The sequence below is a fragment of the Ruegeria sp. AA6 genome, from assembly GCF_056542865.1.
Window position 1 is genome coordinate 25076 of record NZ_JBQGAN010000003.1, and the last position, 20602, is coordinate 45677.

Sequence of the window (20602 nt, forward strand, 5' to 3'; positions counted from 1 at the left end):
GAAACCACTGTTAGTTGCTGTGACTGACCTCAGGTCTAACCCTGTGAAGGTTACAAATGTATTTACATCCGCCTCATTGGGCGGCCTGCTGAAAGGCAATTGGCAACCGGACGCGAAACGCCGCCCCGCCTTGCCCGGGCAAGTAGCTGATCTCTCCCCCCAGACGCTGCATGATCTCGCGGCAAATCGCCAACCCCAACCCGGCACCACCCGCCTTGTCGCCGCCAACACGGGCGAATTTCTCGAACACCATCGACCGCGCCTCGGGTGGGATTCCGCTGCCATTGTCGGCGAAATCTATGACCGCCTGACCACCCACGTCATGAGCGGAAATCGTCAGCTCGGGCTCTTCAGCATCACAGTATTTCTGCGCGTTCGAAATCAGGTTGATAAAGACCTGCCCAAGCCGATCCAGATCTGTTTGCAGCGGTATACTTTCAGATGATTTTGTACGCCGTACAGTCAATGTTTGCCTAGTACCGGCCAGTGCACTGGACACAGCCCGATCCAGCACCGAGCGCAATGTATCACCGCCCAGGTTCAGGTTGACCCTTCCGCTTTCCAACACGCTCAGGTCCAGAAGATCGTCCAGCAATCGCGTCAGGCGGAGCGCCTCATCATGGATGATCGCAGCATAGCGTGTCTGTTCCTCGGCGCTCAGCCCGTCGGTGTCGCGCATGATCTCGGAAAAGGCCCGGATTGAAGTCATGGGCGTGCGCAATTCATGGCTGACCTGACTAAGGAAGCTATCCTTTTGTTCTGAGATTTGCGTCAGTTTTGTATTGGCCTCTCGCAACTGTCGCGCAGTCCGGGTCAGCTCGGCCGATTTGGCCTCAAGCTGACTGGAATACTCCAGTAACTGGGCGGACTCGTCTGCCACGGCCAGCAGGTCTTCGACCGAAACAGACGACCCACCAACGATCTGGCCAATCATCGCATGGGCGGTGGCTGCGCCGACAGAACCACTTAACTCCCGCTCCAGCCGCTCAAGGAAGGCGGGTGTCGGTTCAGGCAGACTGGCCCGACCACCTTGTTTTTCGGCTTCGGCCTGAAAGAACTCCTGCGCTGGGGCCGCTCCCAATATGCGCTGAGTCATGATCATCAGATCCTCGCTCTGCGCCACCGAACCGGTCCAGCGTCTTGGCGCGACCGAGTGGTCGAAGACGTTAACAAATTGCGCGCCCTGCAGGCGCTCGAGTGGGTTGGGAAAACTCAACAGCGATGCCACACAGAACGCGACCGTGTTCAAGCAGAGCGACCACATTACGGAATGCACCATTGGGTCCATCCCATCGATCCCGAACAGGGCTTGGGGGCGCAGCCACCCCCACCCGAATGGACCGTATTGCAAAACCGTCGCAGGCATCAAAGCCCCACCCATTCCCGGCAGTAACAGCGTGTAAATCCACAGCAAGAATCCGACGGTCAGTCCAACCAATGCACCTGTCCTTGTGGCGCCACGCCAGAAAAGCCCGCCAACCAAGGCAGGCAAGAGTTGGGAAAATCCGGCAAATGCCACCAAACCGATTGATGCCAAAGCGGCTCCGCCCCCGGACAGGCGATAGTAGAAATAGCCCAGCGCCATGATGGCCGCGATCGACACCCGGCGGGCGACCAGAACGACGTTTCGCACGTCGCCAGAGACGGCACCGCCTCCCTCTTGCGTGCTCAGCCAGATCGGCATGACGACGTGGTTCGACACCATCGTCGACAACGCCATCGCCGTGACAATCACCATGGATGTGGCCGAGGAAAAACCACCGATAAAGGACAACATCGCCAGCCAGTCGTTACCTTGCGATAAAGGTACCGTAAGCACGAACAAGTCGGGGTTCGACCCTTCGGGCAGCAGGTCCAGCCCGACCACAGCGATCGGCACCACGAAAAGGCTCATCAACAGAAGGTACAGCGGGAACGCCCAAGCGGCGGTTCGCAAGTGCCCCTCATCCGCGTTTTCGACCACCATGACCTGAAACATACGCGGCAGGCAGACAAAGGCTGCAGCAGATAGGAAAATAAACGTGGTCCACCGTCCGGCATCCACGTTCCACTGGCCGATCTCTGACGCGTCAATTCGGTCCATCATCGGGCCTACGCCCCCCGCCACGCCCCAGACGACGAAAGCGCCTACCGCCAGCAGGGCGAACAGCTTGACCACCGACTCCAACGCGATGGCTGTAACCACCCCGTGGTGGCGCTCATTTGCGTCCAGGTTGCGCGTGCCAAAGAGAATGGCAAAAACGGCAAGGCCAGCCGCCACCCAAAACACACTGGAACCTTCACGATAAAGGCCCGAGGGGTCGGCTTCGGCAAAGATGGAAAATGACAGTGTAATGGATTGCAATTGTAGCGCGATATACGGGGTGCCACCCAGCACAGCCAGAATAGTTACGCAAATCGCCAGCGTGTTGGACTTGCCGTAACGCGACGAGATCAGGTCGGCAATTGACGTCACCCGCTGGCTTCGTCCAACCCGCACCAGCTTGCGCAGGCCCCACCACCAACTGATCATGACCAGCGTTGGGCCAAGGTAGATCGTTACGAATTCTAGCCCGGAACGCGCGGCGTTACCCACCGCCCCGTAGAACGTCCAAGCGGTACAGTAGATAGACAGAGACAGCGTATAGATCAGCGGAGACCTTAGCCACGCGCCGCGCCCGGCGGCCGCCATCCTGTCGGCGGCGAACGCAACGCCGAACAGCAGAACCACATAGCCAAGACAGACCAGAATCAGGATGTTCAGCGTTGCCATTGGTCCGTCTCGGGATCAGCATCGTCCTGGGCGGACATACGTCTGGCAGCAAAGCCGAACACCAGACTGGCCACAATCAAGGCAGCCCAGCAAGTGAAGATATAAAAGATCGCAGATGAAAGGCTCACGCCCTCCTGTTCGCCCTGACCATCCGGCCAAAGCAAAGGGATCGCCAGCAGCGCGGCGCCCAAAAAGGGCAGCAGACGCGCGGCGTCCGACAACCTGCGGCGGCGATAACTCTGCCGTTCCAGAAACAACGAAGGCCTGGCACCCGAAGGCGGTAGGTCTTCGCCCGAACTCATGACTGCGTCGCTTGCGCATGCAGATCGCGCACCGCTGTCAGCATCTCGGTGTTGGAGAATGGCTTGGTCATGAACCGGCTCACCCCAGCGTTCTCGGCCATCTCACGATCGCGGGACTGGCCGCGCGCGGTCAGCATGAGAACCGGCAAGCCCTGCATGTCCTCTAACTCGCGCAAGTCCCGCAGAATCTCCATCCCGCTTTTCCCCGGCAGCATAACGTCCAGAATCACCAAGTCGGGGTTTGCCCCCTGAATGACCTGTAACGCATCCGTGCCTTCACCATGAGTTTCCACCTGCCAACCCTCGCGCGTCAGCAGAAAACGAATGGCCTCGGCAATATTGGGCTCATCCTCAATTAACAGAACCTTACGGCTCATGATTGTCTGTCCTCCCCGTGACAGGTCGTAGACTGTTAGACCCGTCGCCGTCAGCTTACGCGCAGTGCCAGGAAACTGTCAAAAACCTTCGCTCAGAATCGAAGGCTCGCGCCGCGACGTGCAGTCGCTGTGGGGGCACACCCTGCAGCTGGGACCGACCCGTGCAACGGCCCTTTCGTCCTGCGCGACATCTTCAATTGACTGCACCAGCATCACCGAACGGTAAACCGGACCCTGATCATAACCCGAAATGGTCTGAGGCCATGCATAGGCATAACAGTCGAAAACCGCCGCCGTCCGCCCGAGTTGCACCACCCTTTGCCGGATCGGAACCAGAGGCCGATTCAGCGCCTGAAACAACGGCCATAAAGGGCAAGCCTCGCCAAACCGCGGCATGGCAAAACCTGGTACGGGCTTGCTAAACAAAACACTGCCAGACGCGTCACACACAACCATACCGGTCGGTCGCCCCAGATAGCCGTCTGGCAACGCGGCAAGCCGGCGCAGCACAGTGGCGACGTCCACAGAAAACTGCGAGGCCAACTGCAAAGGGTCCAACGGTGACTCGGCAAGTGCTGTTTGCAGTTGTTCGATAGGTACCGCACGAGCATCCTCAGCGTAGATCTCCAGAAAATCCCGGGTCAAAGATCTTGCGGCGGTCGAATCTATTTCACTCAGGTCGATCTCTGCTTCGTCACCACCCTGCTCAATTTGCGGGAAATGGTGCCCGTTGGCGGCAAAAAATGCCTCGACATCTTCCAGAGGCACACCGCGGTGATCCCCGGCAGAATCACTTTCATCCAGATAGGCAACCAGCGACTTAGAACTCTCGGCCAATCGTTCGGCATCCTGATGCAGGTTGCTGTGAAATCGGTCCTGCCACTCGGGCTCAATCTCTTGCGTGTCCGCCAGGATCGCGGCGGTCGAGCGAATCGCGGCGGCCGTCGACAGAACCTCGTGCATCGACGCAGCCAGATGGGGGTCATGGGTCAGCCGGTCGGACAAGGTTTCGACCGTACGTTCCAAGGATACGACCCGGCGGTGCATCTGCGCCAGAACACCTGCCCATCCGGGGAACCGGCCAGCGAACTCTTCCAGCCCGTCCAGTTCGGCCTCTTGCCCAACGGCATCCGCAGCAGCCTCACGCAGCGCCGAGATCAACGTCGCCTCAATCCCTTGCGTCAACACCGATGGTTCCACCATCAACGCCGATGCGATATCGACCAGCAATTTACCACCAATCCTGCGGCGGTTGTGCTCGATCAAATTCAGGTAAGAGGCCGAAATTCCGACCTGCCGCGCCAGTTCCGCCTGCCGCAAACCTGCGATTTGACGCCTTTCCCTAATTCGGCTGCCTGTCAGCGTGTCGCGCATACCCTCGCCCCTCCTCAAGCGGGACCATCCGTTCATGGATGTGGATGATTTTCAGAACTCTTGATGTATTTCTATTGGTTAAGGGCAAGTTTTCATAGTCTCTTTACAACCTTAACAACCCGGCATGACGCAATGCTATCCAGCCAGAACCAAATTCTGCGGGCTGCCCCTTCTATTTTCGTTGGAATCCCGGCACGATAGCCAGATGAGCGACCCCGCGTTTGAATATGCACCAATTGGCCTGGTCGAATTGGAGAACCGGATCATCCGGCGCTGCAACCTGCAGTTCGCACGAACCTTTGGTGGCGAGGCAGCGGACTATCGTAACATGCCGCTTTTGCATCTGTATCCCTCCGTCGCCGACTGGGAACGCATCGGGGCACGCAGCCTGCAAGTGATGCGCGACACGGGTTATTATACCGATGAACGCGTAATGAGACGCCGCAACAGCGATCTGTTCTGGTGTCGTGCGCGCGGACGATCACTGACCCCCGATGACCCCTTTCGTCATGGAATCTGGAGCTTTTCCGACATCTCAGAGGAACGCCCACTGGTTGAACTGACCGCCCGCGAACGCGAAGTCGCAATCTTGTCCTGCCGCGGCCTGTCTGCCAAGGAAATCGGGATGGAGCTGGACCTGAGTTATCGAACGATCGAAGCCTACCGCGCCCGCCTGCTTGAGAAATTCGGAGCCCGTAAATTGCCTGAACTAGTAGCGAAACTTTCAGGAATGCCGTTGTAACTCCTTCCCCCGCTCGAACTGTTGTATAAAACCCCTATCTGACTAGCCCAGACTGCGCTTTTCATGACCGTGCGCTTCGCTTATAACGCTGCGTAATCAGATCAAAGCCCGCAGGAACAGACGGGCCAAGGGGAACCGTCGAGGACACTCATGACAGACACCAAACACGAAGCGGATGTGGCATTCATCAAGGCACTGGCCGAATTGCTGCGCGAAAACGACCTGACCGAACTGCAGGTGAAACGCGAATATGGCGAGGAAGACAGCCTGAATGTGCGTGTAAGCCGCATGACCCAGGCTGTGGCCGCTCCGGTTCAGGTCGCCGTTCCGACCGCAGCAGCTCCTGCCGCGGCCCCAGCCGCCGCTGAGGCACCCGCTGCGCAGGAAGATCCAGCCAGCCACCCCGGCGCCGTAACCTCACCCATGGTTGGCACCGTTTATATGCAGCCTGAGCCAGGCGCACCTGCGTTCATTTCGGTCGGCGCATCCGTTTCCGAAGGCGACACGCTGCTGATCGTTGAAGCGATGAAAACCATGAACCACATTCACGCGCCCAAGGCCGGCACGATCAAGCGCATTCTGGTCGGCGACGGCGACGCTGTGGAATTCGGCACCCCTCTGGTCATCATCGAGTAAGGCGGACCCATGTTCGATAAGATCCTGATTGCCAACCGAGGCGAGATCGCCCTGCGCGTCATCCGCGCCGCGCGCGAGATGGGGATTAAGACGGTTGCCGTGCATTCGACCGCCGACAGCGACGCGATGCATGTGCGCATGGCGGACGAATCGGTGTGCATCGGCCCTCCGCCCAGCCCGCAAAGCTATCTGTCCGTGCCCGCGATTATCTCGGCCTGTGAAATCACCGGCGCGCAAGCGATCCACCCCGGCTATGGCTTCCTGTCCGAAAATGCTGAATTCGTTCAGATCGTCGAAGACCACGGCATCACCTTTATCGGCCCCACTGCCGAGCATATCCGGGTCATGGGTGACAAGATCACCGCGAAGGACACGATGAAGGCGCTTGGCGTGCCTTGTGTTCCTGGGTCGGACGGCGGTGTGCCAACGCTGGCTGATGCTAAGCGGATCGGTGAAGAATTCGGCTATCCCGTCATCATCAAGGCCACCGCAGGCGGTGGCGGTCGCGGCATGAAAGTGGCGATGAGCGCCGATGAGATGGAAAGCGCCTTCATGACCGCACGTGCCGAGGGCAAAGCTGCCTTTGGCAATGACGAGGTCTATATCGAGAAATACCTGACCACGCCCCGCCATATCGAAATTCAGGTCTTTGGCGACGGTAAAGGCAAGGCGGTCCATCTGGGCGAACGCGACTGTTCGCTGCAACGCCGCCACCAGAAGGTGTTTGAAGAGGCCCCCGGCCCCTGCATCACCCCGGAAGAGCGCGCAAAGATCGGTAAGGTCTGCGCCGACGCCGTAGCCAAAATCAACTATATCGGCGCGGGCACCATCGAGTTCCTGTACGAAAACGGTGAGTTCTACTTCATCGAGATGAATACGCGTTTGCAGGTGGAACATCCTGTGACCGAAGGCATCTTTGGCGTCGATCTGGTGCGTGAACAAATCCGCGTTGCCGCGGGCGAGCCGATGTCGTTCGGTCAGGACGATCTGGAGATCAACGGCCACGCAATCGAGGTTCGGATCAACGCTGAAAAGCTGCCGAATTTCTCGCCCTGCCCCGGCAAGATCACAGCTTATCACGCACCGGGCGGGCTGGGTGTTCGGATGGATTCCGCGCTTTATGACGGATATTCGATCCCTCCCTACTACGACTCGCTGATTGCCAAGCTGATCGTGCAGGGCCGCGACCGGGCCGAAGCACTCGCGCGTTTGGAACGTGCGCTGGGTGAGTTGATCGTTGACGGTATCGACACCACCGTGCCCCTGTTCCACGCACTGCTGCAGGAATCCGACATCCATAGCGGTGACTATAACATCCACTGGTTGGAACACTGGCTTGCAGAGAACATGGCCGAGTAACATACTGGGGGCGAAGGGTTTCTGCCCTTCGCCCTTAGAGTATTCTGCATGAGCATTTCTCCAGAACTTTTACTTCACGGCTATTCAATCGGCATTTTTCCGATGGCCGAGCACCGCGATGCTGCGGAATTGTTCTGGGTTGATCCCAAATTTCGGGGTGTCTTTCCATTGGACGGATTCCACGTCTCGCGCAGCCTTGCGCGGCGCATCCGCAAATGCGGATATTCGGTGACCATCAATCAAGACTTTCTGGGCGTCGTAGACGGCTGCGCCGACCGCGCAGACACCTGGATAAACGCAGAACTACGCGAATTATACCTTCAAATTCATCTGTCAGGTCACGCACACTCGTTAGAGATATGGGAAGAGGATCAATTGGTCGGGGGCGTTTACGGTGTTACGCTGGGAGGCGCATTCTTCGGTGAAAGCATGTTCTCGCGCCGGACGGATGCATCGAAAGTCGCACTCGCTTATCTGGTCGACCGCCTGCGTCAAACCGAGTTTCAGTTGTTCGATACGCAGTTCCTTACAGCGCATCTGGCGTCTTTGGGCGCAATCGAAATACCGCGCTCGCAATACCGGCAGGAACTGGAAGAGGCAATTAACGCCAGTGCAGATTTCACCGCCCCAATAGCTCAATCACCCGAGGGCGTAATACAGCGGATCACCCAGACGTCATAACGGGCGTGATCCAACGCATTCAGCGCTGGTGACGTGGCGATCATCCACCCATCAAACAATTGGTCGGATTTACCTTTTTCCCAAATCGTCAGGTATGCAAACGCATCCCCTGTTGGGTTCTCAGGCGGATAGCGACAATCCCCCAAAGCCACGTCTAGGCCGAAAATCTCTCCGCTCTGACCGCTTTTCATTTCGAGATCAACGGTCTGGCCGCTGACCTTGTCCAACCCTCTCAGGATCGCCCCGGGACCGGACTGAACCTTTTGCTGTGCTGCGGCTCCTGTGGCGGCCAGCAACGCTGCGATCAGGGCAAGTCGCCTCATTCGCCACCGTCCCCGGCCACAAATTTCACCAGTAGCGAGATCAAACTTACAGCGCCCTGCGTATCTTCAACCTGATCGCCTGGTTCGAAATAAAACGGAGAACCGCCCGGCATCACCTCGACAAAATTACCGCCCAGCAGCCCCTCGGAGGAGATCACGATGGCGCTGTCATCCGGCACCAGAATGCCGTCGCGGATCGTGAACGTCGTGTCCGCTCGATAGGTTTCCGGGTTCAGGTCAACGCCCGTCACGGTGCCAATCTTGACCCCGGCCAGACGTACATCTGTGCCGACACCCACACCTTCGAGCGAGCGGAAAGAAGCCCCCAACTGATACCCATCTCCGCCTTGGGACAGGCCGGTGGACTGGCTTGCATAAACGCCAAAGGCGATGGCACAGGCCAAAACGGCACCGCCGACAAGAACTTCGGTTACATTGTAAGTCGACATTGCTCGCCTCGTTTATTCCGGGTTCCAAGCCTCGTAGTCGCTGCGCTCGACCGGGTCTTGACGACGCAGAGACCCCGCCGGCGTATACGCCAACGCCGTGCCTGTAAGGTTTTCCTGATGCGGCTTTTCCCAGGATTTATGCTGCAACGGTTTATCGGTCGGCGGCTCATCCCAAGTGCGATGCAGCCAACCATGCCAATCAGGGTCAACACGGCTGGCCTCGGCCTCGCCATTGAAAATCACCCAGCGCTTGCTGTCATCTTCGTTGCGATAGAACACATTGCCTTCGTTGTCCTCACCGACTTTTACACCCTTGCGCGCGGTGTAAATCTGCGTGTTCAAGGTTGCCCCATTCCACCAGGTTACCGCCCGCAAAAGACTGTTCAAAATACCCATCGGTTGCCTCCGACATTTCTATCCCCGCAGATATGGACCAAAGGCTCGCCAAGGTCCAGTGTCACAAGGACCCCAGTCACTATTCCGGCAAATAAGCCGTTACTTCGATTTCGATCCGGTATTTCGGGTCGATCAATCCGCATTCGATCATTGTTGTTACAGGAGGGTTTTCGCCAAAATAGTCCCGCAGGATCGGCCAACAGGGTTCGAATTCGGCCCGATCCGGCAGCATGTAAGTTACACGCACAACATCCGCGAAACTGGCCCCTGCCTCAGTCAGGGCCTTTCCAATTATTTCCAAGGCCGAACGGCATTGCGCTGTCACATCATCGCCCTGACCGACCGTTCCAGCGACATGAACCCAGCCACCGGCCACAACTGCTCGGCAATAGCCGATCTTGGCCTCAAATTCTCCGCCGGATGAGATACGTCTTATTGTCATGCTGCCCCCACATGAAAACGGCGCGGGCGATGCCGCGCCGTCTTTGCCAACTCATTATGACCTTATCCCGCCGAGGCCGATTCCGCAGCATCCGCGTAGATGATCAACGGCTGCTTGTCGGACGACACCGCCTCTTCGTTTACAACAACCTCGGTCACGTTCTTCATGCCCGGCAGTTCGAACATGGTGTCCAGAAGAATGTCTTCCAAGATCGAGCGCAGACCCCGCGCACCGGTTTTGCGTTCGATGGCCTTCTTGGCAATCGCCTTTAGTGCATCGTCGGTAAAGGCCAGTTCGGCGTCCTCCAGTTCGAACAGGCGCTGATACTGCTTGACCAGAGCGTTCTTGGGTTTGGTCAGGATGGTGACCAAGGCATCTTCGTCCAGATCTTCCAGCGTCGCCAGAACCGGCAGACGGCCAACGAATTCCGGGATCAAACCGAATTTCAGTAGGTCTTCAGGCTCCAGATCCTTGAAAATCTCACCCACGCCACGTTCATCATTGTCGCGTACATCCGCGCCAAAGCCCATGGCCGAGCCCTTGCCGCGCTGCGCGATGATCTTGTCCAGACCGGCAAAAGCACCCCCGCAGATGAACAGGATGTTCGTGGTGTCCACCTGCAGGAATTCCTGCTGCGGATGTTTGCGGCCACCTTGCGGCGGAACCGAAGCCACGGTGCCTTCCATCAGCTTCAGCAGAGCCTGCTGTACGCCCTCACCCGACACGTCACGCGTGATCGAGGGGTTTTCCGACTTGCGCGTGATCTTGTCGACCTCGTCGATATAGACGATACCGCGCTGCGCGCGTTCGACGTTATATTCGCTGGCCTGCAACAGCTTGAGAATGATGTTTTCGACATCCTCACCCACATAACCAGCTTCGGTCAGCGTGGTTGCATCCGCCATGGTAAACGGCACGTCCAGAATACGCGCCAGCGTTTGGGCCAGCAGCGTCTTGCCGCACCCGGTGGGACCGATCAGCAGGATGTTGGACTTCGCCAGTTCGATATCGCTGCCCGCTTTCTGGGCATGATTCAAACGCTTGTAGTGGTTGTGCACGGCCACAGACAGAACCCGCTTTGCCGTCGCTTGGCCGATCACGTAATCATCCAGAACCTCACAAATATCTTTCGGCGTTGGCACACCGTCCGAGGATTTCAGCCCGCTGGCCTTGGTTTCCTCACGGATGATATCCATGCAAAGCTCGACGCATTCATCGCAGATAAACACGGTCGGGCCAGCAATCAGCTTGCGCACCTCATGCTGGCTCTTGCCACAAAAGCTACAGTAGAGCGTGTTCTTGCTGTCACCGCCTGAATTCGTCGCCATGTTCTACCTTTCGGGCTTCGTCTCTGCGGCCCCCCTCGGGCCACTTGCCGCCTGTTGCTGCAGCTTAGGACAGCACCGAGACGGCTACAATCTCAAAATGCGCCCCGCGCCTTTGACGCGGGGGCTTAAACTCAGGCCTCGTCGCCGTCCATTTTGGCGCGGTTTTCGACGATTTCGTCGATGTGGCCCCATTCCTTCGCCTCTTCCGGGCTCATGAAATTGTCACGATCCAGCGCTTTTTCAACCGCCTTTTTGGTCTGTCCGGTATGACGTACATAGATGTCATACAAGCGATCTTTCAGTTTTTGCGTCTCGGCCGCGTGAATCATGATGTCGCTGGCCTGACCCTGATATCCACCGCTGGGCTGATGCACCATGATCCGGCTGTTGGGCAGCGAAAAGCGCATCCCTTTCTCACCACCAGCCAGCAAAACCGACCCCATCGAGGCCGCCTGACCGATCACCAATGTCGAACATTTCGGCTTGATATACTGCATTGTGTCGTAAATCGACAAACCGCTGGTCACAACACCGCCGGGCGAGTTGATATAGATCGAGATCTCTTTGCTTGGGTTTTCCGCCTCAAGATGCAGCAGCTGGGCGACGACCAGATGGCTCATCCCGTCATGGATAGGGCCATTGATAAAGATGATCCGCTCTTTCAGAAGGCGCGAGAAAATATCGTAGGCACGTTCGCCGCGGCTGGTCTGTTCGACCACCATCGGAACGAGCGTATTCATATAGGTATCAACTGGATCGAACATTCTGAACCTGCCTGCTTTGCTATGGAGTGGGACACTACCCGAAGAAACGTTACCCGAGTCTTAGTGTCGCCACCGAGGGGCTGCAAGGGGGGCCGGAAACTTCGCCCCTAATCGCCTTGTCCTGATGCCTGAAACTGGACGCTCGAAGCTCACCGAATAGGCGAACATCCATTTTACCTATCTTCACATCACGTCATTTTGATCCATGCATATGGAAATACATGTTCAAAATAAGTATCGAAGCTCATCGCGGCAGCGACCCCACTCATACCACTAAGCGCTCGGCTAACGGGCAAATAAGGAAACACACGATGGCCCTCCCTCAGCTCTCGCAAGATAAGTCCCCAGACTCATTTGATAAGATGGTGGAAAACGCAACACGCGCGTCAAATTTCCTCAAGGCGATCAGCCACGAAGGGCGGCTGATGATCCTGTGCCATCTGGTGTCCGGCGAAAAATCCGTGACCGAACTGGAGGAGCTGCTGTCCGCCCGTCAGGCCGCCGTTTCTCAACAACTGTCCCGACTGCGCCTTGAAGGGCTGGTAACGCCCCGCCGCGAAGGCAAGGCAATCTACTATCGTCTGGCAGACGACCGCCCACGCCGTATGCTGGAATTGGTATATGACATGTTCTGCGGTGATGAGAAAGGCTGACTAGGGACCTGCGCCCTGATCGGAAGGCAGATTAACCGCCCTGATTTGCCCGCTGGTGCGTAAAGGCTGCATGGCTCTGGTTTCACTCGGGCAAAACTGTTACGCAACGGATAGTTAATTCAAATGGAGACACTGATGATCCGTGCAATTCTGGTTGGGCTCGCCCTGTTCACTCTCACTGCCTGCGAAACCGCCAAGGGCGCCGGAAAAGATATTGAGAAAGCCGGCGACGCAATTCAAAACGCGGCCACTGACGTTCAAGAGAATATCTAATCCTTTCTCGGGCGCTTTGGTCTTAGAGACTTATTGCCCGATACCTGGATAATGCCAGACAAAACTGCGGGGTTCTTGTGCACACACAAGAACCCCGTTTCGTTTTAATGTAGGGGTCGAGTGGCAGCCCGTTTCAAACCTAAGTCCAACAAAAGGAAAAGGCGTCAGGTGCGTAGACGTGGTCCATGCTCGTATCCTTGCGGACACTCCTGACGCCTTGCAGGGTCGAAACGTCAGAAAGACGCCCCGAGTCAGTTGCCCTGATCCCCTAAAGGATCATAGCTGCTGTGTTGCACCGAGCGGCACCACACAGCGCGCGCCAGCCTTCTGAGAAGGTGATCCACTGATCCAGATGCAAGATCCAGCTTAGTTGACCATCCACCGGTAAGTCTTTCTGGCGATTGACACGTCCTAAAACCCGTCACCGCCGCCTGACCCCCTGGCCTTTGCGCCCCACCCTGGCTCCTAGGAACCGATGCGGTAAGCAAACTGTTGCATTCGACGTGTTACCCGGCAAGAAAATAGCACTGCAGCATGAAAATTAGGCGGGGATAACGTGTTGATATCCTGCTGGAAAGCTTTGTGGATAACTCCGAAAATCGTGAAGCAAAGCTGGTTTGCTGCAGGAAAAGTCAAAACCTGCAAAAAGGTACGGATTTGGGCACATTTCTGCGGGTGCAAAACACATTCCACAGTGAAAATACGCAGAAAACGGCGGGCCAAATCCTCTGAAGACGAAATTTTGTTCGAATCGTGCCCCCTTCGGTCTTGTGTGGAACACGCAACCGAAAGGAGCAAAACGGAACCTGGGTCGGACCGCCAACGTACCGCCTGTGACACGCGCTGAAGGTTCGCGAAGTCCAGAGGCCCCGTTCCGGGGAACGCCGCTGTCCGGCACGGGGCGCTCTGAGCTCTGTCGCGGGCATCGCAAAGACCGCCCGACCCGTCCCCTCCCATCGGAGACGCTGGTTCCGCTTTTTGAGAAGCGCTCCGGCCCGACCGGGATTACCTACTATGCGCTGCGATGAATTCGCAGTCAGTACCCCCTACAGCCCGACCGGGCCAGAGTCGCTTCAGTTCACCTGCCGCTCCAGAACAGTGCTGTAGGTTGTTCCGTTACGCAGGCTACGGAAATCCGCATAGATTTTTCCGTCTTCATACCGGGCATCTATTAACGCGTTTGCCCCGATGACCAAGGGGGCCGTCTCAACGATGCCGATCGAACCCGAGCCATCCAAACTAATCGTTCCTGTGGCTTCGTATTCGTTCCACTCGGTATCGCCATCTCGGCGCCACTTGCTGGGCCCCCAAAAGACGTTGTCCTCTTGCATTTGGACATCCAGCATCCATTCGGCCTGATTGAACCGGGGTTCTTCGCCGCGGTGATAGTGCGTCGGCGAAACGGTCGTGTACGACCCAAACCATGTTCCGCGCAGGTCCGGTGTATCGGCCAAAGCGGCCGTTCCAAGGGTGAGGGTCGTGGCCAGAGCGGCTGCTCCGGCAGTCAGGTATCTGGTCATTGGCTCTCTCCTCCAAAGTGCATGGCCGTGCTTGGCCTGCTGAACAGATTGGAAGGGGGAAACCCGTTTACAACTTACCTAAGGGAAACTTCATTCACGGTTTAGGTGCACGTCATACAACGGACGGGATCAGGCCCATGCCAGCGCCGTACCCACAATCACCAGACCGATCCCAATCACTTCCCTATGTGAGAAATTCTCACCAAACAGAAAGAATGAGGCAATTGCGATCAGAACAACCTCGGCCCCCAGAATACCGGTATAAATGATGCCCAACCGCTCCTCGCGCAAGGCGGCCAGTTCCAGGGTGGCGGCAGCCAAAAGTGTGGCGACGATCAGCAGGCTGAGACCAACACCAGGTATTTTCCACCAAAATTTCATCGAGATCATGGCAACGGTATAGAGGCCTGCCGATCCGAAGGCGATAATTGGGATCATGGACATGTTTGGCCTCCCGCTGAGGTTTCCGTTAGGTCAATTGTAGCGGGTGGGCAGGGTTTCGGCTGTGAGGTTTGTCACAGACTGATCAGAACACGATCGCGATCAGCTCCGCCAAACCAATCAGGCCGAGAAACACATTCGAGGTCAGTATCAACCCCTTCATGTTACGGGTCATTATCCCTTTGGCAAAATGGCTCTGAGCGAACTCCTCATCCATATCGTCCCGCAGGTTCTCGACATCCTCCAACGCGGTTTTTCCTGCCAGAATACCGTAAGCGGCAGTCGCAATGACCAGTACGATCAGCACTAACGAGACCCCCTCGGGCCCAAAGCCGATAATCGCGGCGAGCGCGACGTAGGCAAAGATCGTTGTCCGCATGATGTGGTAATAGTGGCCCAAACGATCCATTGAGAGCTCGGAGCGCAACTGCGGGTCCATAACCTTCCTCCTTCAAATTATTGTTTTTAATGAACGAAGTATATCACCCATTGCCTGCTTATCGAAACTTGGGCGCACTGTTCCAGGCGCACGGAGTGCATGCGAAACTGTGCGCCCAGATAGACCGTCAGGCCGAAATCATTCGATCGTGATACTGCCGTTGACCGTATTGACGAATTTGTTGGTGTCCGGGTCGGTAAGCGATGAAAACGTGCCGCCACCGGTTGCACTCGCCCAATTGCCCGAGCCGCCCGACACAGTCCAATCCCCGGTCAAAGCGCCATCGGCGCCGAACCCGGTGGCCGTCCAGGTAATCACAGCCTTTTCTCCGGACGCGGTGTCATAGACGCAATTTCCGGTGCCCGACACCCCAGCCCCATTGATCAGCAGCGCGCCAAAACACGTGCCCGACGCCCCCTCCAGCGGGTGCCCGGCCGTGACTTCGAAGCTTTCGTAATCGGTCTGCGTTTTGACCACCGCGTTTCCGTCCGAGATACCAAAGACCGTGTTGTTGTTGACGCCCATCCCCTTGGAGGTCCCGTCAAACGTCTCGGCCTGAGCCACGCCAATGGACAGCCCAAGGGTCAGAACTGTGGCTGCGGTCGTCGTTAAGAACTTGTGCATAATAACCTCTCATTTCTGAGGGTTCGGCGTTGCAAGCATATAATAAAAAAACCGCCTGAACGCGGCCCCCACGCGCAGAGGATAACACATTCCGTTCTTTGCGTCTAAACCCGGCGCTCAGCCTTCCAGCTTGCGGGCGACCAGAACCGAGACAGGGAACGCCGCCACAAAGCCCACGACCGCCGCGATCAGCATGGTTGTCCACGATGCAGAGCCCATGACCAGCACCGCAATCACCGCGGAGCCTGCAAGGGTGGAGCCAAGGAAAATGTGAAGGATCAGCGTTAGGGGCGACATAGGGGCCTCGTTTTTGTCAGTCTGCTTTGCGGACCGTAAAACCGAGGACGGGACAGGTCCTTGATCTCGGTCAGTACGCAACGTGATCCGGGACTAGTAGCGGCAAAAAAATGTGACCATGACCACATCAGCAACTGAACATAGGATCCTCATCGAATGTGCGCCCAATTGTTTCAATTGACTAGCCAAATCGGGTACTGAAAATCGATTTTCGCAATCCATCAGAATTGAAGGCACGGGCGCAGTCTTGATCAATACTTAGCTTCGTACTTCTTAGTAACTTGCGCCAAAGGGTCATCCCGTTCAGTATTCCAACATTCAAATGTTTAATGGGAGGGTGCCATGAAGACAACTCGGGAAATTGCTCAAACTGGAATACGCATCCCTCGAATTGGCTTTGGGTCAACTGGATTAGGCAGCATTCCTCAAATTTATGGCTACGAAGTTGATGAGGATAGGGCGCGAGAGACATTGCGTGCCGTATTGGCCCTTCCAGACGGATTTATCGACACTGCGCGCGGCTATGCTTTGGGGCGCAGCGAAGAGCGCATCGGGAGTGTCATCCGCGAGCTCGGCGGCTGGCCGAAAGGCAGAATACTGTCAACAAAAGTCGATCGTGACATGGAAACGGGCGTTTTCAATGCGACCCAAGCACGGCGATCCTTTGAGGAAAGCCTTGAGGCGCTTGGAGTTGACCGTGTCGACATTCTTCATCTACATGATCCGGAATACGCTGCCGACGTGACCGAGATTACCCGTAGTGGCGGCGCTTTGGACGAATTATTCAAAATCAAAGAGGAAGGGCTTGCAAGCGCCGTGGGTCTGGCGGGCGGACGGCTGAACGTACTAATGCCGATGCTGCAAGACCGGGATTTCGACGTCGTGATGACGCACAACCGGCATACGCTTGTAAACATGAATGCTGCGCCATTGATCGAATTGGCCAACTCCAAGGGCGTTACGGTATTAAATGCAGCCCCTTTTGCGGGCGGAATTCTGGCCAGAGGCAGTGCAGTACACCACTTTTACGTCTACCGCCCAGCCACAGAAGAAACACTCGCACCCGTACGCGCAGTCGAGGAAATCTGTGCTCGCCATGACGTGCCTATGGGGGCACTTGCGCTGCAGTTCTCACTACGAGACGCTAACATTGCCTCGACAGTGTGCGGGGTGACGTGGGCGCAGCACGTAGACCAGGCACAAGAATGGGCTGACTGGGACATTCCAGAGACGGTTTGGAGTGAACTCGCTGATGTTGGGCAAGCGGACGCAGATCCAGAAGCCACATAGGGGAGTTCTAACAGGAAAAGAGAAAACGGACAGCCTTAACTGTCCATTTTAAGTGCAGAAATAAACGCCTCCTGCGGGATATCGACCTTCCCGAACTGGCGCATCTTTTTCTTACCGGCCTTCTGCTTCTCCAGCAGCTTGCGTTTCCGCGTGGCGTCGCCGCCGTAGCACTTCGCGGTCACGTCCTTGCGCAGGGCCGAGAGGGTCTCGCGGGCGATGACCTTGCCTCCGATGGCCGCCTGGATCGGGATTTTGAACATGTGACGCGGGATCAGGTCCTTGAGCTTTTCGCACATCGCCCGGCCGCGCATCTCGGCCCGGTCGCGGTGAACCATGGTCGACAGCGCATCCACCGGCTCGTCATTCACAAGGATCGACATCTTGACCAGCGCGTCCTCACGATACCCGGTCATCTGATAGTCGAACGAGGCATAGCCCTTGGTCACCGATTTCAGGCGGTCGTAGAAGTCGAAGACGACCTCGTTCAGGGGCAGGTCATAGACGACCATGGCGCGGCTGCCCGCATAGGTCAGGTCCATCTGGATGCCGCGGCGGTCCTGGCAGAGTTTCAACACGTCACCGAGGTATTCGTCGGGCACCAGAATGGTCGCCTTGATGCGCGGTTCCTCAAGGTGGTCGACCTTGGACAGGTCCGGCATGTCGGCGGGGTTGTGCAGCTCGATCATCTCGCCGTCTTTCATGAAGACGTGGTAGATCACCGAGGGCGCGGTGGTGATGAGTTCAATATCGTATTCGCGCTCGATCCGGTCGCGGATGACCTCAAGGTGCAGCAGGCCGAGGAAGCCGCAGCGGAAGCCAAAGCCAAGTGCTGCCGAGGTCTCCATCTCAAAGCTGAACGAGGCGTCGTTCAGGGCCAGCTTCTCAATCGCGTCGCGCAGGTCTTCGAATTCGGCGGAGTCCACCGGGAACAGACCGCAGAACACCACCGGCTGCGCGGGTTTGAAGCCCGGCAGGGCGTCCTCGGTGCCGTTGCGGTCATTGGTGATGGTGTCGCCGACGCGGGTGTCGCGGACCTGCTTGATGGATGCCGTCAGAAACCCAATCTCACCGGGGCCGAGGCTGTCGACCATCTCCATCTCAGGCCGGAAGACACCAACGCGGTCGACATGGTGCAGGGTGCCGTTCGACATGAACTTGACCCGCATCCCCTTTTTCAGCGTGCCGTCCATGATGCGGACCAGAACGATGACGCCCAGATAAGCGTCGTACCAGGAATCCACCAGCATCGCCTTGAGCGGCGCGTCTACGGTGCCCTGCGGAGCGGGCAGATGGGTGACGATGGCCTCGAGCGTTTCATGGATGCCCTGCCCCGTCTTGGCGCTGACCTGAATGGCGTCGGTCGCGTCGATGCCGATCACATCCTCGATCTGTTCCGCCACGCGGTCACAATCGGACGCGGGCAGGTCGATCTTGTTCAACACCGGCACGATCTCATGGTCTGCATCAATGGCTTGGTACACGTTCGCCAGCGTCTGCGCTTCGACCCCTTGGGTCGAGTCTACGACCAGCAGAGAGCCCTCAACCGCGCGCATCGACCGGCTGACTTCATAGGCAAAGTCCACGTGGCCGGGGGTGTCGATCAGGTTCAACACATATTGCTCGCCATTGTCGGCGGTATAGTCGATGCGAACCGTATTGGCCTTGATGGTGATGCCGCGTTCGCGCTCGATATCCATGCTGTCGAGCAGCTGTTCCTTCATGTCGCGATCCTTGACCGTTCCGGTCTCTTGGATGAGCCGGTCAGCAAGGGTGGATTTGCCATGGTCGATATGCGCGACGATGGAGAAATTGCGGATATGAGCGAGGTCTGTCATGGGTTGGGGATATGTAGAGGAATCGTGGGTTGGTCAAGGTGGGAGAGTTTTCGTTGCAACTTAATTTTGAGCGCGAAGCAGAGTTGTTCCAAGCTCTAAGAAACGACCAAATAAAAGTTGCGACGGCGCGCGTATTTCTAAGGTCATTGTTTCTCGTTGCCAGTGACTACAACGCGATCAGCGAGGAGAAAATCTTAAACGCTTTGAAATTTGCCTTAAACGTTTGTGTAGTTGACGGGCCTAGCCTCCGTACGGCCGAGATGCAATGGGGGTATGATGCAGACGATTGGGAGATATCTTTTTCCGGCCACAGTCGAGAAATTGAGTTTCGTGTAACACACAGTACTGAAACTCAAATGTATGAGTGCATTTGGGAGCTGAATCCCGACCTAGTCGGTGACGGTGGGCACATATTTATGGATCTCAGAGACGCACAGCTTTCTCCAACCAACTCTGTTGACGAAGGAAACTTGCTGACCGACTTGGAGTCCCTCAGTTCTACCCAAGATGCCGGGACACTTCACAGACTCCCAATATGGTCAAATTTGCCGGAACACATTGATCGCGACGTAAGCAGCTTACTAAACTTCTTCAACTCCGATCCTAAGAAATGGGCTTTTTGGCATCAATGGTACCAAGGATATTTATCCGGTAATCCTGTCGAATGGCTACTTGAGTACCATGTATCCCGAATACCAGAAGCGATCTGGGATGGAGGTGTTGAAGCCGTAGCTCAAGAAATCGAACAAATACGCAAACGCATGGCAGTAGAGCGGGCCGTTGATGACCTAAGACAAAACCTCGGAGCAAGATCACTTGGCCGCTTTGGTATAGGAGGTAATCACCCACCTGGCCTGACGTCGGATCTACAATTTCAGAATTCGGTTACTCTGATTTGGGACTCTGTAGAGGAGCTTTCGGAAGAGTTTGGTAAAAGGCAGCCAGATGTTGACCGATTAGAGGCAATCTTGAAGTCGCTACAAACTGCGTTTGCGACAATGGTCAAATGGACTGGAAGAAAAGCCGATCTTGCGATTGATGCCACAATCAAATGGAGCATTCCTATAGTTGGTGGCGCATACATTGCTCAGAACCCAGAGAAGATTCAGCTTTTGATCAAAGCCATGCAAGAGTGGATTCCATTGCTTCGCTAACCAGTGCTGGGCTGAAGCCCAGTCTACGGGGTGGGGTGTTTCTGACTCGTGTATTCACTTTTTCGCACCACCCAATTGATCCCGAATCCACTTTGATTCATACTCCGCCGCAGATCGAGAGGGGCACAAGATCCCTCCGGGCAGGCAAAAA

At 56.6% G+C, this 20602-nt stretch carries 24 protein-coding genes; 8 read left to right on the forward strand and 16 right to left on the reverse strand.

Features of this window, described 5'->3' with window-relative positions; translation table 11 throughout:
• Nucleotides 1–73: 73 nt before the first annotated feature.
• From ACR0LN_RS06010 to ACR0LN_RS06025, 4 genes are all read right to left on the reverse strand, one after another.
• On the reverse strand, nt 74–2752 hold the full coding sequence (locus ACR0LN_RS06010) for an ATP-binding protein (protein WP_480428407.1): 2679 nt from the start codon (nt 2750–2752) through the stop codon (nt 74–76).
• The gene (locus ACR0LN_RS06015) at nt 2740–3054 is read right to left on the reverse strand and encodes a hypothetical protein (RefSeq protein WP_480428408.1); all 315 of its coding nucleotides are present in this window, start codon (nt 3052–3054) and stop codon (nt 2740–2742) included. Before ACR0LN_RS06015 ends, ACR0LN_RS06010 begins: the two co-directional genes overlap by 13 nt.
• Nucleotides 3051–3431, reverse strand: coding sequence for a response regulator transcription factor (locus ACR0LN_RS06020; protein ID WP_480428409.1), 381 nt, complete (start codon nt 3429–3431; stop codon nt 3051–3053). Before ACR0LN_RS06020 ends, ACR0LN_RS06015 begins: the two co-directional genes overlap by 4 nt.
• 78 nt (nt 3432–3509) lie before the next feature.
• Nucleotides 3510–4805 carry a short-chain fatty acyl-CoA regulator family protein gene (locus ACR0LN_RS06025; protein WP_480428410.1) on the reverse strand — a complete coding sequence of 432 codons (1296 nt, stop codon included), beginning with the start codon at nt 4803–4805 and terminating at the stop codon, nt 3510–3512.
• 205 nt (nt 4806–5010) lie between these two features.
• Between ACR0LN_RS06025 and ACR0LN_RS06030 the strand changes: the two genes are divergently transcribed.
• The 4 genes from ACR0LN_RS06030 to aat all read left to right on the forward strand — a co-directional run bounded on the left by ACR0LN_RS06030 (nt 5011) and on the right by aat (nt 8223).
• Nucleotides 5011–5547, forward strand: coding sequence for a LuxR C-terminal-related transcriptional regulator (locus tag ACR0LN_RS06030; RefSeq protein ID WP_480428411.1), 537 nt, complete (start codon nt 5011–5013; stop codon nt 5545–5547).
• 150 nt (nt 5548–5697) lie between these two features.
• Complete coding sequence (gene accB, locus ACR0LN_RS06035) at nt 5698–6183, forward strand: acetyl-CoA carboxylase biotin carboxyl carrier protein (RefSeq protein WP_480428412.1); 486 nt, start codon at nt 5698–5700, stop codon at nt 6181–6183.
• 9 nt (nt 6184–6192) lie between these two features.
• Nucleotides 6193–7542, forward strand: a complete 1350-nt coding sequence (gene accC / locus ACR0LN_RS06040; RefSeq protein ID WP_480428413.1) for an acetyl-CoA carboxylase biotin carboxylase subunit — start codon at nt 6193–6195, stop codon at nt 7540–7542.
• Nucleotides 7543–7590: 48 nt separating this feature from the next.
• Nucleotides 7591–8223 carry a leucyl/phenylalanyl-tRNA--protein transferase gene (aat, locus tag ACR0LN_RS06045; RefSeq protein ID WP_480428414.1) on the forward strand — a complete coding sequence of 211 codons (633 nt, stop codon included), beginning with the start codon at nt 7591–7593 and terminating at the stop codon, nt 8221–8223.
• On the opposite strand, the gene ACR0LN_RS06050 is transcribed toward aat, so the two are convergent.
• The 6 genes from ACR0LN_RS06050 to ACR0LN_RS06075 all read right to left on the reverse strand — a co-directional run bounded on the left by ACR0LN_RS06050 (nt 8178) and on the right by ACR0LN_RS06075 (nt 11925).
• The gene (locus tag ACR0LN_RS06050) at nt 8178–8546 is read right to left on the reverse strand and encodes a DUF2155 domain-containing protein (protein ID WP_480428415.1); all 369 of its coding nucleotides are present in this window, start codon (nt 8544–8546) and stop codon (nt 8178–8180) included. The two genes, aat and ACR0LN_RS06050, sit on opposite strands and share 46 nt — an antisense overlap.
• Nucleotides 8543–8995 (reverse strand): outer membrane lipid asymmetry maintenance protein MlaD, encoded by a 453-nt coding sequence (gene mlaD / locus ACR0LN_RS06055; protein ID WP_480428417.1) that lies wholly within the window; start codon nt 8993–8995, stop codon nt 8543–8545. The genes ACR0LN_RS06050 and mlaD overlap by 4 nt, the downstream gene beginning before the upstream one ends.
• A 12-nt stretch (nt 8996–9007) precedes the next feature.
• Complete coding sequence (locus ACR0LN_RS06060) at nt 9008–9391, reverse strand: NADH:ubiquinone oxidoreductase subunit NDUFA12 (protein ID WP_480428418.1); 384 nt, start codon at nt 9389–9391, stop codon at nt 9008–9010.
• A gap of 79 nt (nt 9392–9470) precedes the next feature.
• The gene (locus ACR0LN_RS06065; protein ID WP_480428420.1) at nt 9471–9833 is read right to left on the reverse strand and encodes a RidA family protein; all 363 of its coding nucleotides are present in this window, start codon (nt 9831–9833) and stop codon (nt 9471–9473) included.
• Between the two features lie 62 nt (nt 9834–9895).
• On the reverse strand, nt 9896–11161 hold the full coding sequence (gene clpX / locus ACR0LN_RS06070) for an ATP-dependent Clp protease ATP-binding subunit ClpX (protein WP_170493494.1): 1266 nt from the start codon (nt 11159–11161) through the stop codon (nt 9896–9898).
• A 131-nt stretch (nt 11162–11292) separates the two neighbouring features.
• Complete coding sequence (locus tag ACR0LN_RS06075) at nt 11293–11925, reverse strand: ATP-dependent Clp protease proteolytic subunit (RefSeq protein ID WP_480428421.1); 633 nt, start codon at nt 11923–11925, stop codon at nt 11293–11295.
• A gap of 311 nt (nt 11926–12236) precedes the next feature.
• On the opposite strand from ACR0LN_RS06075, the gene ACR0LN_RS06080 reads away from it, so the two are divergent.
• Together ACR0LN_RS06080 and ACR0LN_RS06085 are read left to right on the forward strand one after the other, a co-directional pair.
• Nucleotides 12237–12578, forward strand: a complete 342-nt coding sequence (locus ACR0LN_RS06080; RefSeq protein WP_480428422.1) for an ArsR/SmtB family transcription factor — start codon at nt 12237–12239, stop codon at nt 12576–12578.
• 135 nt (nt 12579–12713) lie between these two features.
• Nucleotides 12714–12851, forward strand: coding sequence for an entericidin A/B family lipoprotein (locus tag ACR0LN_RS06085; protein ID WP_480428423.1), 138 nt, complete (start codon nt 12714–12716; stop codon nt 12849–12851).
• 1073 nt (nt 12852–13924) lie between these two features.
• On the opposite strand, the gene ACR0LN_RS06090 is transcribed toward ACR0LN_RS06085, so the two are convergent.
• The 5 genes from ACR0LN_RS06090 to ACR0LN_RS06110 all read right to left on the reverse strand — a co-directional run bounded on the left by ACR0LN_RS06090 (nt 13925) and on the right by ACR0LN_RS06110 (nt 16172).
• A complete protein-coding gene (locus ACR0LN_RS06090; protein ID WP_480428424.1) occupies nt 13925–14371 on the reverse strand; it encodes a hypothetical protein in 447 nt (148 codons plus the stop codon).
• 129 nt (nt 14372–14500) lie between these two features.
• Nucleotides 14501–14815 (reverse strand): SMR family transporter, encoded by a 315-nt coding sequence (locus tag ACR0LN_RS06095; protein ID WP_480428425.1) that lies wholly within the window; start codon nt 14813–14815, stop codon nt 14501–14503.
• Nucleotides 14816–14897: 82 nt separating this feature from the next.
• Nucleotides 14898–15251 carry a hypothetical protein gene (locus ACR0LN_RS06100; RefSeq protein ID WP_480428427.1) on the reverse strand — a complete coding sequence of 118 codons (354 nt, stop codon included), beginning with the start codon at nt 15249–15251 and terminating at the stop codon, nt 14898–14900.
• 138 nt (nt 15252–15389) lie between these two features.
• Nucleotides 15390–15875, reverse strand: a complete 486-nt coding sequence (locus ACR0LN_RS06105; RefSeq protein ID WP_480428429.1) for a hypothetical protein — start codon at nt 15873–15875, stop codon at nt 15390–15392.
• A 117-nt stretch (nt 15876–15992) separates the two neighbouring features.
• Complete coding sequence (locus tag ACR0LN_RS06110) at nt 15993–16172, reverse strand: CTP synthetase (protein ID WP_480428430.1); 180 nt, start codon at nt 16170–16172, stop codon at nt 15993–15995.
• A 342-nt stretch (nt 16173–16514) separates the two neighbouring features.
• On the opposite strand from ACR0LN_RS06110, the gene ACR0LN_RS06115 reads away from it, so the two are divergent.
• Entirely contained in the window at nt 16515–17462 is a 948-nt protein-coding gene (locus ACR0LN_RS06115; protein WP_480428431.1) for an aldo/keto reductase, read from the forward strand.
• Nucleotides 17463–17497: 35 nt separating this feature from the next.
• Here ACR0LN_RS06115 and lepA read toward each other — a convergent pair whose 3' ends face one another.
• Nucleotides 17498–19297 carry a translation elongation factor 4 gene (gene lepA, locus ACR0LN_RS06120; protein ID WP_480428432.1) on the reverse strand — a complete coding sequence of 600 codons (1800 nt, stop codon included), beginning with the start codon at nt 19295–19297 and terminating at the stop codon, nt 17498–17500.
• 29 nt (nt 19298–19326) lie between these two features.
• Between lepA and ACR0LN_RS06125 the strand changes: the two genes are divergently transcribed.
• Complete coding sequence (locus ACR0LN_RS06125) at nt 19327–20451, forward strand: hypothetical protein (RefSeq protein ID WP_480428433.1); 1125 nt, start codon at nt 19327–19329, stop codon at nt 20449–20451.
• The last annotated feature ends 151 nt before the right edge of the window (nt 20452–20602 follow it).

Excerpts from the sequence above, each read along its gene's own strand:
- ACR0LN_RS06010 (WP_480428407.1), bottom strand. The coding sequence starts at position 2,752 with ATGGCAACGCTGAACATCCTGATTCTGGTCTGTCTTGGCTATGTGGTT.
- ACR0LN_RS06015 (WP_480428408.1), bottom strand. The coding sequence starts at position 3,054 with ATGAGTTCGGGCGAAGACCTACCGCCTTCGGGTGCCAGGCCTTCGTTG.
- ACR0LN_RS06020 (WP_480428409.1), bottom strand. The coding sequence starts at position 3,431 with ATGAGCCGTAAGGTTCTGTTAATTGAGGATGAGCCCAATATTGCCGAG.
- ACR0LN_RS06025 (WP_480428410.1), bottom strand. The coding sequence starts at position 4,805 with ATGCGCGACACGCTGACAGGCAGCCGAATTAGGGAAAGGCGTCAAATC.
- ACR0LN_RS06030 (WP_480428411.1), top strand. The coding sequence starts at position 5,011 with ATGAGCGACCCCGCGTTTGAATATGCACCAATTGGCCTGGTCGAATTG.
- accB (WP_480428412.1), top strand. The coding sequence starts at position 5,698 with ATGACAGACACCAAACACGAAGCGGATGTGGCATTCATCAAGGCACTG.
- accC (WP_480428413.1), top strand. The coding sequence starts at position 6,193 with ATGTTCGATAAGATCCTGATTGCCAACCGAGGCGAGATCGCCCTGCGC.
- aat (WP_480428414.1), top strand. The coding sequence starts at position 7,591 with ATGAGCATTTCTCCAGAACTTTTACTTCACGGCTATTCAATCGGCATT.
- ACR0LN_RS06050 (WP_480428415.1), bottom strand. The coding sequence starts at position 8,546 with ATGAGGCGACTTGCCCTGATCGCAGCGTTGCTGGCCGCCACAGGAGCC.
- mlaD (WP_480428417.1), bottom strand. The coding sequence starts at position 8,995 with ATGTCGACTTACAATGTAACCGAAGTTCTTGTCGGCGGTGCCGTTTTG.
- ACR0LN_RS06060 (WP_480428418.1), bottom strand. The coding sequence starts at position 9,391 with ATGGGTATTTTGAACAGTCTTTTGCGGGCGGTAACCTGGTGGAATGGG.
- ACR0LN_RS06065 (WP_480428420.1), bottom strand. The coding sequence starts at position 9,833 with ATGACAATAAGACGTATCTCATCCGGCGGAGAATTTGAGGCCAAGATC.
- clpX (WP_170493494.1), bottom strand. The coding sequence starts at position 11,161 with ATGGCGACGAATTCAGGCGGTGACAGCAAGAACACGCTCTACTGTAGC.
- ACR0LN_RS06075 (WP_480428421.1), bottom strand. The coding sequence starts at position 11,925 with ATGTTCGATCCAGTTGATACCTATATGAATACGCTCGTTCCGATGGTG.
- ACR0LN_RS06080 (WP_480428422.1), top strand. The coding sequence starts at position 12,237 with ATGGCCCTCCCTCAGCTCTCGCAAGATAAGTCCCCAGACTCATTTGAT.
- ACR0LN_RS06085 (WP_480428423.1), top strand. The coding sequence starts at position 12,714 with ATGATCCGTGCAATTCTGGTTGGGCTCGCCCTGTTCACTCTCACTGCC.
- ACR0LN_RS06090 (WP_480428424.1), bottom strand. The coding sequence starts at position 14,371 with ATGACCAGATACCTGACTGCCGGAGCAGCCGCTCTGGCCACGACCCTC.
- ACR0LN_RS06095 (WP_480428425.1), bottom strand. The coding sequence starts at position 14,815 with ATGTCCATGATCCCAATTATCGCCTTCGGATCGGCAGGCCTCTATACC.
- ACR0LN_RS06100 (WP_480428427.1), bottom strand. The coding sequence starts at position 15,251 with ATGGACCCGCAGTTGCGCTCCGAGCTCTCAATGGATCGTTTGGGCCAC.
- ACR0LN_RS06105 (WP_480428429.1), bottom strand. The coding sequence starts at position 15,875 with ATGCACAAGTTCTTAACGACGACCGCAGCCACAGTTCTGACCCTTGGG.
- ACR0LN_RS06110 (WP_480428430.1), bottom strand. The coding sequence starts at position 16,172 with ATGTCGCCCCTAACGCTGATCCTTCACATTTTCCTTGGCTCCACCCTT.
- ACR0LN_RS06115 (WP_480428431.1), top strand. The coding sequence starts at position 16,515 with ATGAAGACAACTCGGGAAATTGCTCAAACTGGAATACGCATCCCTCGA.
- lepA (WP_480428432.1), bottom strand. The coding sequence starts at position 19,297 with ATGACAGACCTCGCTCATATCCGCAATTTCTCCATCGTCGCGCATATC.